Consider the following 13,712-nt stretch of genomic DNA (forward strand, 5'->3'; position numbering starts at 1 on the left):
TCAGACTTTCTTAGGCTTTGGGCGTTGCGCCTTTAACTTTGAAATCAAGCAATCTTGGAATAAGACCTTTACCTGTTGATTCCATGGAGACGGTTACTTCAACCGCACAAGGGAATTTAAGATTTTTCAGCTTTTCAAAATTATGGCTATCGCCAAATTTCATGCTTGCAGCGGTAAAGCCCACGGCATTGCCGTTTGAAGGCATGGGGCTGGCTACTAAAACGGTGCATGAATCGATTTTGTTACCGTCGATTTCGCCTTTAAATTGTTTTGCGCCCAAAAAGGTTGCTGAATATGTGGTTACTTGGCTTTGCTCAAACATTTGAATTTCCTTTACTGTTTAAAAAATTTGAAATAATTTTTTCTTCGAGTTCGATGTCTTTAATGTGCTGTTTTTCCCTGTCTTGTGGGAATGCGGTTTCTTTCTCATCAAGCAAATCATCAAGTAATGTTTGCATGTTCAAATCATCAATTGCTTTTTGCTCTTCGTGTATATACTGGATCTTTTGTGTCTGATCTCTACAGTCGTATTGTTCAGGTTGTAAACCTTTGGGATAACCTTCAATGCCTTTTACAAGTTCATCGACAATTTTTGTATCATCCCAACCTATATCACGAAGGAAATTAACCATCTTTCCAACCTGATTACGCGCATGGAACAGTTTGTGATCGAAAGATAGATTCACTGTTTCTGTCTTGGCATCCATCCGCTTGGCTTCTGTTTTGAATATCCCTGTACATATCGGATAAGCACCGCCAAGATACGAACCGGGATAAAGCAAAACATCTAAGGGGATTTCTATATCGCCTGCCCTAAATTCAGTTTCAAACCTGACCCAAGGACTATTGACATCGCCAAATTGTTTTCCTTTCTCATAAACGCGGGTAAATTTAGAATTTCCGCGTTTACCTACATAAAAGGTTTTGCCGCTACCATCATCATTGCGCCATGCAGTACCGCGACATTCGCTTTTTGGCCTCATATTGTGAACGTCAAAATGACCGTTATCATGATCAAGTAATGCCTGATCGGGTGTGTATTCGCCTTTGAAAAAATCATGGGCGACATCAACACGGGTAATTTTTGGACGTATACACTTACTTAAAAACTCATACAGTCTGTTTTCCCAACCGGGTATGGCAGCCTGACAACCTGTACCATTCAATTCAACCAGCATTGTTTCTCGCTGACCGCCATAATGAACCTTTCCGTATTCGACGTTATCGGGTCCTAGTTGGTAACAGCTTTTGTAGAAAAACTTTCCTTTGAACGGTAGTTTTTGGGTAATGCCAAAACCTAAAATTTCTTCTAACAGCTCGCTATACTTCACAACAAATTCTGTATCTGATACCAATCCTTTACCTGTTACTTTCGGTAAACTGTCTTCGTGAATCGTGAAAGTGATTTGGTCAATAAATGCGCCGTCATCCCTTCCTCTTCTTAACGGTATTTCGATGAATTTGCCTTTTCCATCCGATACGAAATGGCTGAAATATTCGAATTCGAAGTCTTGGTTCTCCGATTTTTCAGCACCCTTCGGATTAGGGGTTTTATTTTGCTCCCCCCCTATTAGCCTAGGGGGGCAGCCTTCGGCGGTTGGCGCAGGATTGCCGTCCGCTAAAGCGGCCGCCATATCTGCGCCTACCGCCACGGCTTTATCTGCCAAGGCTTTCATGGTTGCATTCCTTATCCATCAGTTCTTTTACAAACAATCTGCCGCATTCATACGCTTCGTTTTCGGTTTTTTGTTTCAAAGTCGGATTGCGGATAGGAAAACAAACTGTTTTGATGCATTGGGATTCATCATTTATATCCTTGAAAACTTTGAGGATATATGCCTTTGGAAAAGATACTGGTTCGGGATTTACGGTATAGAAAATAAGCATGATTAAAGCCCCTTCACTGGCTTAGTTAAGGGGCTTTACAAGAATTAAGAATATGCGCCCCTGATGGAACGCAATATATAAGGCCGTCTGAAATTTAATTTCAGACGGCCTTTATTTTTCAGTCCATCAATAATACAGTTGAACCAACAACAAACCGAAAGCCAAACTAAATGCCATACTTAACAAGCCCGGAATCATGAAGCTGTGGTTGAAGATAAATTTGCCGATTTTGGTTGAGCCGGTTGTATCGAAGTCGATAGCGGCAATAATCGGACCGTAGTTTGGTATAAAGAAATAGCCGTTTACCGCAACGAATGTGCCGATAATGATGGGCGCAGGAATCCCCAGTTTAATGGCGATCGGGAAAAGCGTTGCTACTGTTGCGCCTTGGCTGTTGACCAATACTGACAAGACAAACAAGGCAAAGGCAAAGGTCCATGGCACAGATTCAACCAAATGGCTGACGGTCGATTCCACTTCTGTTAAGTGGCCGTTCATCAAAGTATCTCCCAACCAAGCCACGCCAAATACCGCAATTACGGCACGCATACCGGCATGGAATACCGAACCTCGGGTAATCGCATCGCCATTGGGCTTACACGCCAAAATAATCAGCGCAGAAGCAGACAACATCACGATTTCAATCGTATGCGCCATGCCCATAGGCTTGATCGCGCCATCGTGTTCAAAAGCCGGACGCAACTCAGGCAGCGCACCCATTACCACCACCAGCAATGCCGCAGTCAAGAAAATACCGACCGACAATTTGGCTTTCGGCGAAATGGTAACATCGGTTTTTTGTTCCTCTACATCAATGTATTCTTTCACATAGTTCGGGTCTTTCAGCAAAGCCTGATAATGCGGATCGTCTTTCAATTCTTTGCCCAGTTTATTTACGAACACGCAAGCCAAACCGATACCCAAAATCGTGGACGGAACGGTAACTTTCAACACGTCCGCCATTGTAATGTGTTGCGGCTCAAGCATGGTAACGCAGGCAACAACCGCGGCGGCAATCGGGCTGGCGACAATCGCAAATTGGGAAGCGATAACCGCCATCGTCAGCGGACGGGAAGGACGGATGCCATTGCGACGGCTGACTTCGGCAATCACGGGCAAGACCGAGTAAGCCACATGGCCCGTACCTGCCAACACAGTAAAGGTATAAGTTACCGCCGGCGCGATAAAGGTAATGTATTTCGGATTGCGGTGCAACACGCGCGTGGCAATCTTAATCATATAGTCCAAACCGCCGCTGGCCTGCATGGCCGCTGCGGCAGACACTACCGCCATAATCATCAGCATCACATCAATCGGCGGGCTGGTTGGTTGAAGATGGAAACCAAAAGACAATACGGCCAAGCCGATACCGCCGAGTACGCCCAAACCAATACCGCCAACCTGCGCACCAATCAGAATACACAGCAGCACAACGGCAAACTGGATAAAAAACATAGTTGACATTACAACTCCCAAAATCCGGCCTTGGCCGAAATAAAATTACAAACGCTCGAATTATAGAGAAAACCCTCTTTCCTAACCATACTTTACTGAACTATACATACTGATTTACATCAAATAAATAATATTCTCATTTAATCGCTAAGTTTTTAAAAATACAAAAAAGGCCGTCTGAAGATTTTCAGACGGCCTCTATGGTTCAAAAAGATGATAAAGCTATTTCCCCGCTACTTCTTCATCTTTTATAAAATCCGATACGCCATGGACACAGCGGATTTTGCGTTCCGACAACGTTGCCTCCAACAAAGCATCGTTTTGCGGCAAGGAATCGCGTTCCGCCTCATTGTGCCAGAGGTGGTACGCAATGCCGGCAAATTTCAAATTATGGCGTTTCATCCCGTTATGATAGCAACGGGCGACAAATTCGCTGTCTTCCCTGCCCCAACCGACAAAGCTATTGTCAAACCCGTTGACGGCAAGCGCATCGCTACGGAAAAAGCCCATATTGCAGGTTTTGATGCCTTTGTGTTTGCGGTTGCCTTTTCGGCCTGCCAATTTGGCCAAACAACGGCAGCGCAGGGCGGAAAGCCGTTTTTCTATTCCCGAGCTGAACATGGACAAAGCAGGCAAATCGCCTTCGTCCAAAATATCCTGCGTTTTATCCTCAGTCAAAATCACGCGGGAGCCCTGTATCAGACGGCCTTTGCGGGCAATCTTCAAATGATCGGCGATAAAAGACGAATCCAAGACCATATCGCCGTCAATCAACACAATATAATCGCTTTTCGCCTGCGCCAGTGCACGGTTACGCGATTCAGCGGCACGAAAACCTCTATCCGGCTGCCATGAATGCTTAACAGGAATGCTTGTCCTACGGCGGATAAAATCAACCACTTCGGCGGTTTCCTGCCTTGAGCCGTCATCCGCAACAATAATCTCATCCGGCAGACGGGTTTGCGATAAAGCCGATTTCAACACCAGCTCCAAAGCATCGGGGCGATTGTAGGTGGTGATGATGAGGGAGACGGTTATCGTACGGTTGCGCTCATAGAGTTTGACATATTTGTAATACGAACCTTGCGCGTTGGACACCGAAATCGTCAGACCGTCCGCACCATAAGCAAAACCGCGCTTGAGCAGGTAATTTTTCACAAACGATACGCCGCCATGCAGCAAAGCCTTAAACGGCGAACTGTCTTTCTTGAAGCGGTTTTCTTCCGCATACAGCGAACTGTACTGCTGCATTTTCTGAATCAGCCCTTCGGCGTTTTCAAAAGAATAATGTTTCAGACGGCCATCGAGTTGTTTAACCTTGGCTTCCTGCGGCAACACCAAAGACTCATGCACCTGACGGTCGGAAAAACGAGTAAATCTGCGATGATAAAGGCGAGGAATAATATCCGGATACCAGCCGCAGCCTTTAATCAGTCTGCCGTGGTAATGGTTCAGACGGGAAAGCGAAAAGATATGCTCCTTCTCATTTTCTAAAACCGCCGCACGAATGGATTCGATTAAAGCCTCATCCGCCACTTCATCGCTGTCTATGCTGAAAATCCAATCGTTTTGCGCCAGTCTGGCCGCCAGATTTTTCATCGGGCCAAATCCGATAAAGTCATGCTTGTAATAGCTGACATTGGAAAAGCCCTTGGCAATTTCAAAAGTACGGTCGGTCGAGCCGTTGTCCAACAACAGAACCTCGTCAAAGTCTTTCAGCGCATTTAAAACTTCTGAAAGATAACGTTCTGAATTTTTTACCAACATGGCGGCGGTTGCCGGAATTGTGTGCATCATAAAAAGGCCGTCTGAAAAAGGAAGCTGTATTTTAACCGATATACCGCTACAATATCTCCTCCTTTTTTCAGACGGCCTGACTCATGCAGCTTATTCTCGCCCCCATGCAGGGGCTGGTGGACGATGTGATGCGCGACCTGTTGACGCGTATTGGCGGATTTGACGAATGCGTCAGCGAATTTGTCCGCATTGCGCACACGGTCCACTCACGCGCCACTTGGCTTAAATATGTTCCCGAAATCGCCCATGCCAACCGCACGCCGGCCGGCACGCCCTGTACTGTCCAGCTTTTGGGCAGCGATGCGGAAAACATGGCCGTCAATGCTTTGGAAGCCGTGCGTTTCGGTGCAGACAAAATCGACCTCAACTTCGGCTGTCCCGCGCCGACGGTCAACAAACACAAAGGCGGTGCGGTCTTGCTCAAAGAGCCGGACTTGATTTACCACATCGTCCACACCCTGCGCCAACGCCTGCCGCAACACATTCCGCTGACTGCCAAGATGCGGCTCGGTTATGAAGACAAAAGTCTGGCATTGGAATGCGCTTCCGCGATTGAAAACGGCGGCGCATGCGCGTTAACCGTCCATGCGCGCACCAAAGTCGAAGGCTACGAACCGCCGGCACATTGGGAATGGGTGCGCAAAATCCGCGATGCAGTCAGTATTCCCGTTACCGCCAACGGCGATGTGTTCAGCCTTCAAGACTATCTCGACATCAAAACCGTCAGCGGCTGCGACAGCGTGATGCTCGGCCGCGGCGCAGTTATCCGTCCCGACTTGGCACGACAAATCAAACAATATGAAAACGGCGAAACAGTGAAAGACACCGACTTTGCCGAAGTCTCCTCATGGATAGTCCAATTTTTCGACTTGTGCCTTGCCAAAGAAGCCAACAACAAATATCCGGTTGCCCGTTTGAAACAATGGCTGGGCATGATGAAAAAAGAGTTTGAACAGGCGCAGGTATTATTTGACCGCATCCGCGCTGTCAAAGAAGCGGATGAAGTGAAACAGATTCTGCTGTCGTTTGAACAAGAGATGCATTCATGATTCAAAAAGGCCGTCTGAACATTCAGACGGCCTTGATTAACCTCAAATTTTAAGAAGCCAAAACGCGGGGGAAGAAAATCTCATTTTCCAAGTGGATATGGTCTTTCAAATCGTCCACCATCTCTTTGGCCAAAGTATACAAACGGGTCCAGCTGCCGCAAGCGCCTTCGGGCAGCTCAAAATTATTGGTCAATTCTTCCAGACGCGCGATGGCTTGGTCGTGTTCTTCATGCTCGTGCATCATCACACTAATAGGCATTGCCGCACCACGACCCACGCCCTGATTAATCATTGGGAACAACATGCGCTCCTCTTTCATCATGTGCATCAACAGCTCGTTTTGCATATAGGCCAACAAATCGGCCACTTCAGCAGGGAAAGTGTCGGCATGAACCTGCGCCACTTTTTGCGCCAGCGGTACCAACTCTTCAAACTGGGCGCGGTGAACGTTGTGATAACGTTGCAGGATATGGTCAATCGTAGAATTGAAAGGCGCGGTTTCCCAAAGGGTAAAGTCGGTCATGGCTGTGGTCCTTTAAAGATTTATATTGAATGAATGTTAGGCGTAAGGATACACGCAGCAATCCGCTTTGTATAGTTTTTAATTGTTTAATTAATTGATAATAAAAGTTATTTTCAAATTTAAAATAACAAACAGGCCGTCTGAAACATACTGCCAACATTTCAGACGGCCTGCCCTTTTCTTAAATAATCCAACGATATAACGCAATCATTACCGGCATGGTTACCACACAAAGCAAGGTTGTCAGCCCATAAATCGCGCTGGCTTTTTGGGCATTTTTACCGTAAACAACCGCCATTTGGGTAACCGTCGCGGCGGCAGGCGAAGTCGTTGCCAAAAAGCTGATTAAAACAACCGTATCCTCATGCGCATCATGATGGACAAAACCGCAGACTTTGACGGCAAAAAGCAATAATATTGGAATCAAAATCAGCCTTAAAAAAGCAACGAGATACAGCCTCGGCGTCCACATAATCGAGCGCAGCGGCAAAGAAGCCAAAAGCATGCCCGCCACCAACATGGCAACCGGGCCAATCATGCCGCCCACCGTCGCCAAAGTATTATCGACAATATGCGGCAGCTTGATTTGAAAGGTAAACATCAGCAGCCCGACCAGCATGGATAAGATGTTGATATTGGTAAAAATGGTTTTCCAAGCCACATTGCCACGGCCGCAAATCAACAGGCGCAGATGCGTCCAAAACAAAAACGTCTGCACCATGATAAAACCGCTGGTATAAATCACCCATTCCGCACCAAATACCGACATCACCAAAGGGATAATCAGATTGCCCGAATTACTGTACACCGTCGCCGCGTGTTCGAGCGCATCAAGTTTGAACAAGTGTTTAAACAACCTGCCCAAAACAATCAACACCACATGGAAAAACACCGCCAGCATGACGGAAAGCTTCAACCCTTCGATAATCTGCGGCGTATTGTCCATCTGAAAAGCGTGAATCATGACGGACGGGCTGATCAGGTAAAGCGCAATGACCGAGAGCGTGTAGCTGTTTTCCGATTTCAACAGCCCGGCCTTCACCAAGGCCACGCCCATCAAAACAATCAGCGTCAGCTCGGTAATTTTTCCGGCAAGCAGGAAAGAGGTTTCCATAATAAAAAAGCGGCAAAAACGTTGATTTTACGCTTGTACCGCTTCGCATGCCAAATTCAGACGGCCCGAAGCCTTTTTCCAACAACCCGACATAATTTGCCCTACCGCAAAGCAAATCAATATAAATCTGTCCGTATATCCGCTATAATCAGCCATTTTCTTCAAACAGGAAACATCATGTCCCCCAGCCGTTTCAATCAAACGGGCCCCAAAATCGGCCTGAGCGTACGCCTTGCAGAAACCCAAGCTGAAATCGAAGCCGCCCAAAGATTGCGCTATCAGGTTTTTGCCCAAGAATTGGGGGCGGAAATCGAAAGCGATGACGGCCGCGATGCCGATCCTTATGATGAACATTGCCACCATCTACTCGCGTTTGATGATGCAACCGGCGAAGTTATCGGCTGCTACCGCCTGATTACAGAAGAAACCGCAAAAAAAGTCGGCGGCTGGTACAGCGAGCATGAATTCGACCTTGAGCCTTTGAAAGACATTCTGCCTCAAACCGTAGAACTCGGCCGCGCCTGCACCCACCCGGACTACCGCAATGGCGGCTTGGTCATGCTGTTGTGGACCGGCTTGGTCAAATTCATGAAAGACGAAAACCTGCGCTTTATGATTGGTTGCGGCAGTATCGAAATGCGCGACGGCGGCAACGATGCGGCGGGTCTGTATCATGCTTTGAAAGACAAATACCTCGCTCCGGAACAATGGCGCGTCAAACCGCTCAACCCGCTTAAATGGGACAGCATCACGCCGTCTGAAAATCCACCTGTACCCGCACTGATCAAAGGCTATCTCAAAGCAGGCGCGTGGTTTTGCGGCGAGCCTTGCGTCGATGAGGCATTCAACTGCGCGGATGTGCTGATCATGATGGACATCAGCCACCTTTCCGACCGCTACTTGCAGCGTTTTGCCCCTAAAACCGATTCATAATAAAAGGCCGTCTGAAACTTCAGACGGCCTGCCTAATCTTTATAAAAACACACACAATGACCGCCAAAATCCGTTTTATCTTCCGTCTTCTCTGTATTGCCGGCTGCCTTTTGTACGGCATGGCCGAAATGTTTTTTCTGTTTCCCTTTTACAGCAGCAAGCGCAAACTGCGCGCGATCCAACTATGGTCGCTGCGCGTGCTCGCTTCCTGCGGCATGAAACTGCAAACTTTCGGCACGCCGCCGCAAGAAGGCCGCGGCCAGATGCTTATCAGCAACCATATTTCATGGTTGGATATTATGGCTGTCAACGGCGCCTTTCCCGGCCGCTTTGTAGCTAAAGACGATGTAGCCAAATGGCCGGTGGTCGGTTATCTCGCCACACAGGCGCAAACGGTTTACGTCTCGCGCAACCGCGGCATCAAAGGCAATTCCGCCAAAATTGCAGGCGTGACCGAAGCACTGAAAAACGGCGATACCGTCACCATTTTCCCCGAAGGCACCAGTACCGAAGGCCGTGAAATCCTGCCGTTCAAACCCAGCTTTTTTCAGACGGCCTATGATGCAGGCGTACCGATTATTCCGGCACTCTGCCGCTATCCGAATCCGGACGGAAGCAGCCCCAATCCGCATACTGCCTACTACGGTGACATCAGCCTCTGGCAATCTATCTGCATGGTCATCAGCCAGCCTTCCAGCACGGTCGAGCTGCATTTCCTTGATCCGATTGAAGCGGGAGAAGACCGCTACGCTACTGCGCTTCACGTACACGCCCTATTGAGCGAAAAGCAAAAACAGTTGGGCTAATCAAAAAAGGCCGTCTGAATGTTCAGACGGCCTTTTCCATTATCTTATGTCTTAAGATGAATATTGTACCGAATCGCTACCGCTTTTCTTTTGAATAAATTCAATTTTGTAGCCGTCCGGATCTTCGACAAACGCAATCACAGTCGTGCCGTGTTTCATCGGGCCGGCTTCGCGTACCACTTTGCCGCCCATTTCTTTGACACGCTCGCACGCCGCATAAGCATCATCGACTTCAATCGCGATATGGCCGTAAGCATCGCCCAAGTTGTAAGACTCGGTATCCCAGTTGTGGGTCAGTTCCAAAACAGTATGGTCCGCTTCATCGCCATAACCGACAAAAGCCAAAGTAAAACGGCCTTCAGGGTAATCGCGGCGGCGCAGCAGTTGCATGTTCAATACGTTTTGATAGAAATCCAAAGAGCGTTCGAGATTGCCGACACGCAACATAGTATGAAGCAAGCGCATGATTTTGTTCCTTTCTGAATTATGTTTGGTCATGGATTATAACACATCGGGTATTTACCCTCCTCAACTTAGAAAATGCCGATACTTAAACCTTGTGAAAATGAAGCGTATCCCCTATCGCCATTTGAATTTAATTTATCAACAAGCACACCGACTGACTAAATTGCTATAATCGCCACACTTACAACACAACACTTCAAACCGTCATGAAAACCTTTGTTCTTCCAGATACCCGCCCTTATCCGCAGAGCCCTATCAAAAACTACCTTCTACTCAATGCCTATCAGCTGGCGCACAACTCCTCCTCCGCATCACGCAAGCTTTCGGCCGGCCAACTGCAAACCGAAATCCGTACCATGCTCAGCCAAAACCATTACATCAACCTTTCATTGGCGATGACCATGGCCCCTGATGTCGGCACTTACACCAGCCTGATTCAAAGCGTGGGCGAAGTCCTGAAGGCAGAAAACGATAACGAAGCCCAATGGTTTGCCCTGCCTGTCGTTTTGGTCGCCGGTTGCAAAAAAGAACAAACCCTGCCGCTCACGCTGCCTACTGAAGCCCTCTTCGCCTGCCTGCAAAACTACCCGAACCTGCGCACCCTCACGCAAAACACGCAATGGCTACCCTACCTCGTCCAATCTACCGACTTGAGCAGCGTTACCCCGGGCGAGTGGTTCCAAGCCAAGCAAAACGATGAAGCGGCAGGCGCATTCCTGCAAAAATTCGAATACAAACCATTGACGCTGCCCGAAGGTCAATCCGTCCATGTTGTTTACGCGCTGGGCTACGGCAACAAAGACATTCAGACGGCCTTGGGCCTTAACCTGCAACAGGCAGGCCTGCCATTGATGCAGGTTTGGCAAGAGCATCTCGCCCTTGACGGCGTCACACTCTTTACCAACCCGCTCTCACCCAATACGCCGCTTGACGCGCTTACCGACGGCAGCCACACCCGCCAACGCATGGCCATGGACGTTTTTGCCACCAACGCCATCCGCGCCATCCGTATGCAAAGCCCGCGTGTCGGCGTTGTTGCCGCAGCAAAAGCGGACGGCAAGCTCCAGTTCAGCTTCAACGCGACAGACAGCGCGTTTGAAATCGTTCCGCAGACCTTCACTTGGGAGCTGGCCTCAACCGACAATATCGCCATCGTTCAGCAAAACTTCCTCAACCTGATGGCAGAATGCCGAATCGAGCACCTCTACCTGCTGCACAACCCACTGGGCGAAAACGAGAACATCCCTACTTATGCCCAAGCGTTGAAACTGGAAGGCCACAATCCTTTCTTCAGCAATGTAAACTAAATTGAAAATGCAACACGCCAAGGCCGTCTGAAAACGGTTTAGCGTGTTGCATTGATTTTCAAACCTTACCGCTCATTTTCACGCATATGAAAACCCACAAAATCCTTTTCGTCTGCCTCGGCAACATCTGCCGCTCCCCCATGGCCGAATACGTCCTGCGCCACCGCGCCCGCGAAGCAGGCATGGGCAATGCCGTCATTACAGCCAGCGCAGGCACATCAGGTTGGCACGACGGGGAAGACATGCACGAAGGCACGCGCCGCACACTCAAGCAACACGGCATCGACCCGTCAGGCTTTACCAGCAGCAAAATCAAACCCGGCGATGCCGAACATTTCGACTACATCATCGTGATGGACGACAACAACCTCAGAGAAACCGAAAAGCAGCTCGGTTTCCACCCCGGAAAAATCTTCAAACTGACCGACCTTATCCCTGATTCAGGTTACAACCACGTTCCCGATCCTTGGTACACAGGCGACTTTGACGAAACCTACCGTCTGGTCGATGCCGGCAGTTTGGCCTTGTTGGAAAAATTGAAACAGGCTTAAACCGGCTTTAACAATAAAAGGCCGTCTGAACAGCTATCCGCAAAAGCCATGCTTTCGTGATTACCTGTTCAGACGGCCTTTCTCTATGACCGCAATCAACCTACGCGATAAAACGCCAGACTGCCTAATAAATTCGGCAGATGTTTAATCTGTTTATTGCCCGTCATAACCGCACGCTCAAGCACGCGGATTTTGTTTTTGGCACACAGCAAATCGAAGTCTTTAAGGGTACACCAATGGATATTGGGCGTATCGTACCAATGATACGGCATGCGCTCGGAAACAGGCATATGGCCGCCAACGGCGATTTGAAAGCGGTTGCGCCAGTAGCCGAAATTAGGGAAGCTGACGATGGCCTGCTTGGCCACGCGCATCAGGCAGCGCAGGATTTTTTCCGTGTTCTGCATCGCCTGAATGGTTTGGCTCAAGACAATCACATCAAAACTTTGATCGCCAAAAGCCACCAAACCTTCTTCCAAATCGGCTTGAATGACGTTCACGCCGCGGGATATGGCGGCAATCACGCTGTCAGTATCGATTTCAACGCCGTAGCCGGTGCAATTTTTATGTTCCACCAACGCGGCCAACAGTTCGCCGTCGCCGCAGCCTAAATCGAGTACGCGGCTGCCTTCGGGTATCCAATCGTAAATGAGTTGCAAATCGTCGCGCAGATTCATTTTTGGCAGTCCTTGTAAACGTTGTTCATGTAAGCGGCAACCGCGCGGATATAGGCTTCGTCTTCCATCAAGAAGGCATCGTGGCCGTGATTGGATTTGACTTCAATGTATTGCACGGATTTTTGCGCGGCGATTAATGCCTTGACCAATTCATGCGAACGTTGCGGCGAGAAGCGCCAGTCGGTGCTGAAGCTGGCAACAAAAAACTTGGCCTGCACATTCTCCACGGAGCGCGTGAGGTTGTGGCCGTAATCGGAGGCCGGGTCGAAGTAGTCAAGTGCCTTGGTCATCAGCAGATAAGTGTTGGCATCGAAACGGCCGACAAACTTATCGCCTTGATAACGCAGATAAGATTCCACTTCAAATTCAACGCCGTAGCCGTATTGATAGCCGTCTGATTTCAAATCGCGACCAAATTTTTTACCCAAGCCGTCTTCGGCAAGATAGGTGATGTGCCCCATCATGCGCGCAATACGCAAACCGCGTGAAGGAACGGTACGATGGCTGCGGTAATTGCCTTCATGGAAATCGGGATCGGTCAAAATGGCCTGACGGGCAACATCGTTAAACGCGATGTTTTGAGTGGAAAGTTTAGGCGCAGAAGCGATAACGAGCGCATGGGCAACGCGTTCAGGCAAAGAAATCGTCCATTGCAATGCCTGCATACCGCCCAAGCTGCCGCCGACAATGGCCGCCCATTTTTGAATGCCGAGATAATCGGCAAGCATGGATTGGGACTTCACCCAGTCTTTGACGGTTACAACCGGAAAATCCGCGCCGTATTCGTGGCCGGTTTCAGGATTTTCAGACAAAGGGCCGGTACTGCCGTCGCAGCCGCCCAAGTTGTTCAAACCGACAACAAAAAAGCGTTCGGTATCGATGGGTTTGCCGGGTCCGACCATATTGTCCCACCAGCCGGCGTATTTGTCCTCCGCACTGTGCTTGCCGGCAACGTGATGATTGCCTGACAGGGCGTGGCATATCAGGACGGCATTGCTTTTGTCGGCATTGAGTGTGCCGTAGGTTTCAATCATCAGGTCGAAACGGGGTAAAGTTTTGCCGTTTTCCAGAGCAAGCGGTGTGTCAAACGGGATTTTCTGGGGCGTTACAATGCCCACTGAGGCATTTGTTGTCATTTGTAATTTCCA

Annotated in this window: 15 protein-coding genes; 5 read left to right on the forward strand and 10 right to left on the reverse strand. The window is 48.8% G+C overall.

Annotated elements, in window-relative coordinates; translation table 11 throughout:
* Positions 1-10 precede the first annotated feature (10 nt).
* From FAH67_RS05075 to FAH67_RS05095, 5 genes are all read right to left on the reverse strand, one after another.
* Positions 11-322: a hypothetical protein gene (locus tag FAH67_RS05075; protein ID WP_112890701.1), complete on the reverse strand. Its 312-nt coding sequence runs from the start codon at positions 320-322 to the stop codon at positions 11-13.
* On the reverse strand, positions 315-1,676 hold the full coding sequence (locus FAH67_RS05080; RefSeq protein ID WP_115287607.1) for a replication initiation factor domain-containing protein: 1,362 nt from the start codon (positions 1,674-1,676) through the stop codon (positions 315-317). Before FAH67_RS05080 ends, FAH67_RS05075 begins: the two co-directional genes overlap by 8 nt.
* A complete protein-coding gene (locus tag FAH67_RS05085; protein WP_115287606.1) occupies positions 1,657-1,887 on the reverse strand; it encodes a hypothetical protein in 231 nt (76 codons plus the stop codon). Before FAH67_RS05085 ends, FAH67_RS05080 begins: the two co-directional genes overlap by 20 nt.
* A gap of 126 nt (positions 1,888-2,013) precedes the next feature.
* Positions 2,014-3,342: an anaerobic C4-dicarboxylate transporter family protein gene (locus tag FAH67_RS05090; protein WP_003680966.1), complete on the reverse strand. Its 1,329-nt coding sequence runs from the start codon at positions 3,340-3,342 to the stop codon at positions 2,014-2,016.
* A gap of 222 nt (positions 3,343-3,564) precedes the next feature.
* A complete protein-coding gene (locus FAH67_RS05095; protein WP_003680968.1) occupies positions 3,565-5,139 on the reverse strand; it encodes a glycosyltransferase family 2 protein in 1,575 nt (524 codons plus the stop codon).
* 83 nt (positions 5,140-5,222) lie between these two features.
* Between FAH67_RS05095 and FAH67_RS05100 the strand changes: the two genes are divergently transcribed.
* Entirely contained in the window at positions 5,223-6,188 is a 966-nt protein-coding gene (locus FAH67_RS05100) for a tRNA dihydrouridine synthase (RefSeq protein WP_112890801.1), read from the forward strand.
* A 49-nt stretch (positions 6,189-6,237) separates the two neighbouring features.
* Here the strand turns inward: FAH67_RS05100 and dnrN are convergent, their stop codons facing one another.
* Together dnrN and FAH67_RS05110 are read right to left on the reverse strand one after the other, a co-directional pair.
* Positions 6,238-6,711 carry an iron-sulfur cluster repair protein DnrN gene (gene dnrN / locus FAH67_RS05105; protein ID WP_003681045.1) on the reverse strand — a complete coding sequence of 158 codons (474 nt, stop codon included), beginning with the start codon at positions 6,709-6,711 and terminating at the stop codon, positions 6,238-6,240.
* A 181-nt stretch (positions 6,712-6,892) separates the two neighbouring features.
* On the reverse strand, positions 6,893-7,825 hold the full coding sequence (locus tag FAH67_RS05110) for an AEC family transporter (protein WP_003681046.1): 933 nt from the start codon (positions 7,823-7,825) through the stop codon (positions 6,893-6,895).
* 177 nt (positions 7,826-8,002) lie between these two features.
* Between FAH67_RS05110 and FAH67_RS05115 the strand changes: the two genes are divergently transcribed.
* Together FAH67_RS05115 and FAH67_RS05120 are read left to right on the forward strand one after the other, a co-directional pair.
* On the forward strand, positions 8,003-8,758 hold the full coding sequence (locus FAH67_RS05115) for a GNAT family N-acetyltransferase (RefSeq protein ID WP_003681047.1): 756 nt from the start codon (positions 8,003-8,005) through the stop codon (positions 8,756-8,758).
* Between the two features lie 56 nt (positions 8,759-8,814).
* The gene (locus FAH67_RS05120) at positions 8,815-9,564 is read left to right on the forward strand and encodes a lysophospholipid acyltransferase family protein (RefSeq protein ID WP_049322297.1); all 750 of its coding nucleotides are present in this window, start codon (positions 8,815-8,817) and stop codon (positions 9,562-9,564) included.
* 51 nt (positions 9,565-9,615) lie between these two features.
* On the opposite strand, the gene gloA is transcribed toward FAH67_RS05120, so the two are convergent.
* Positions 9,616-10,029, reverse strand: a complete 414-nt coding sequence (gene gloA, locus FAH67_RS05125) for a lactoylglutathione lyase (RefSeq protein ID WP_039864394.1) — start codon at positions 10,027-10,029, stop codon at positions 9,616-9,618.
* A 206-nt stretch (positions 10,030-10,235) separates the two neighbouring features.
* Between gloA and FAH67_RS05130 the strand changes: the two genes are divergently transcribed.
* Together FAH67_RS05130 and FAH67_RS05135 are read left to right on the forward strand one after the other, a co-directional pair.
* Entirely contained in the window at positions 10,236-11,336 is a 1,101-nt protein-coding gene (locus FAH67_RS05130; protein ID WP_003682455.1) for a hypothetical protein, read from the forward strand.
* Between the two features lie 86 nt (positions 11,337-11,422).
* A complete protein-coding gene (locus tag FAH67_RS05135; RefSeq protein WP_003682453.1) occupies positions 11,423-11,887 on the forward strand; it encodes a low molecular weight protein-tyrosine-phosphatase in 465 nt (154 codons plus the stop codon).
* A gap of 95 nt (positions 11,888-11,982) precedes the next feature.
* On the opposite strand, the gene metW is transcribed toward FAH67_RS05135, so the two are convergent.
* Together metW and metX are read right to left on the reverse strand one after the other, a co-directional pair.
* Positions 11,983-12,564 carry a methionine biosynthesis protein MetW gene (gene metW / locus FAH67_RS05140; RefSeq protein ID WP_003682452.1) on the reverse strand — a complete coding sequence of 194 codons (582 nt, stop codon included), beginning with the start codon at positions 12,562-12,564 and terminating at the stop codon, positions 11,983-11,985.
* Positions 12,561-13,700 (reverse strand): homoserine O-succinyltransferase MetX, encoded by a 1,140-nt coding sequence (gene metX / locus FAH67_RS05145; RefSeq protein WP_003682451.1) that lies wholly within the window; start codon positions 13,698-13,700, stop codon positions 12,561-12,563. The genes metW and metX overlap by 4 nt, the downstream gene beginning before the upstream one ends.
* Between the last annotated feature and the right edge of the window lie 12 nt (positions 13,701-13,712).

Source organism: Neisseria flavescens, assembly GCF_005221285.1.
GTDB classification, from domain to species: Bacteria; Pseudomonadota; Gammaproteobacteria; order Burkholderiales; family Neisseriaceae; genus Neisseria; species Neisseria flavescens.

Excerpts from the sequence above, each read along its gene's own strand:
- FAH67_RS05075 (WP_112890701.1), bottom strand. The coding sequence starts at position 322 with ATGTTTGAGCAAAGCCAAGTAACCACATATTCAGCAACCTTTTTGGGC.
- FAH67_RS05080 (WP_115287607.1), bottom strand. The coding sequence starts at position 1,676 with ATGAAAGCCTTGGCAGATAAAGCCGTGGCGGTAGGCGCAGATATGGCG.
- FAH67_RS05085 (WP_115287606.1), bottom strand. The coding sequence starts at position 1,887 with ATGCTTATTTTCTATACCGTAAATCCCGAACCAGTATCTTTTCCAAAG.
- FAH67_RS05090 (WP_003680966.1), bottom strand. The coding sequence starts at position 3,342 with ATGTTTTTTATCCAGTTTGCCGTTGTGCTGCTGTGTATTCTGATTGGT.
- FAH67_RS05095 (WP_003680968.1), bottom strand. The coding sequence starts at position 5,139 with ATGATGCACACAATTCCGGCAACCGCCGCCATGTTGGTAAAAAATTCA.
- FAH67_RS05100 (WP_112890801.1), top strand. The coding sequence starts at position 5,223 with ATGCAGCTTATTCTCGCCCCCATGCAGGGGCTGGTGGACGATGTGATG.
- dnrN (WP_003681045.1), bottom strand. The coding sequence starts at position 6,711 with ATGACCGACTTTACCCTTTGGGAAACCGCGCCTTTCAATTCTACGATT.
- FAH67_RS05110 (WP_003681046.1), bottom strand. The coding sequence starts at position 7,825 with ATGGAAACCTCTTTCCTGCTTGCCGGAAAAATTACCGAGCTGACGCTG.
- FAH67_RS05115 (WP_003681047.1), top strand. The coding sequence starts at position 8,003 with ATGTCCCCCAGCCGTTTCAATCAAACGGGCCCCAAAATCGGCCTGAGC.
- FAH67_RS05120 (WP_049322297.1), top strand. The coding sequence starts at position 8,815 with ATGACCGCCAAAATCCGTTTTATCTTCCGTCTTCTCTGTATTGCCGGC.
- gloA (WP_039864394.1), bottom strand. The coding sequence starts at position 10,029 with ATGCGCTTGCTTCATACTATGTTGCGTGTCGGCAATCTCGAACGCTCT.
- FAH67_RS05130 (WP_003682455.1), top strand. The coding sequence starts at position 10,236 with ATGAAAACCTTTGTTCTTCCAGATACCCGCCCTTATCCGCAGAGCCCT.
- FAH67_RS05135 (WP_003682453.1), top strand. The coding sequence starts at position 11,423 with ATGAAAACCCACAAAATCCTTTTCGTCTGCCTCGGCAACATCTGCCGC.
- metW (WP_003682452.1), bottom strand. The coding sequence starts at position 12,564 with ATGAATCTGCGCGACGATTTGCAACTCATTTACGATTGGATACCCGAA.
- metX (WP_003682451.1), bottom strand. The coding sequence starts at position 13,700 with ATGACAACAAATGCCTCAGTGGGCATTGTAACGCCCCAGAAAATCCCG.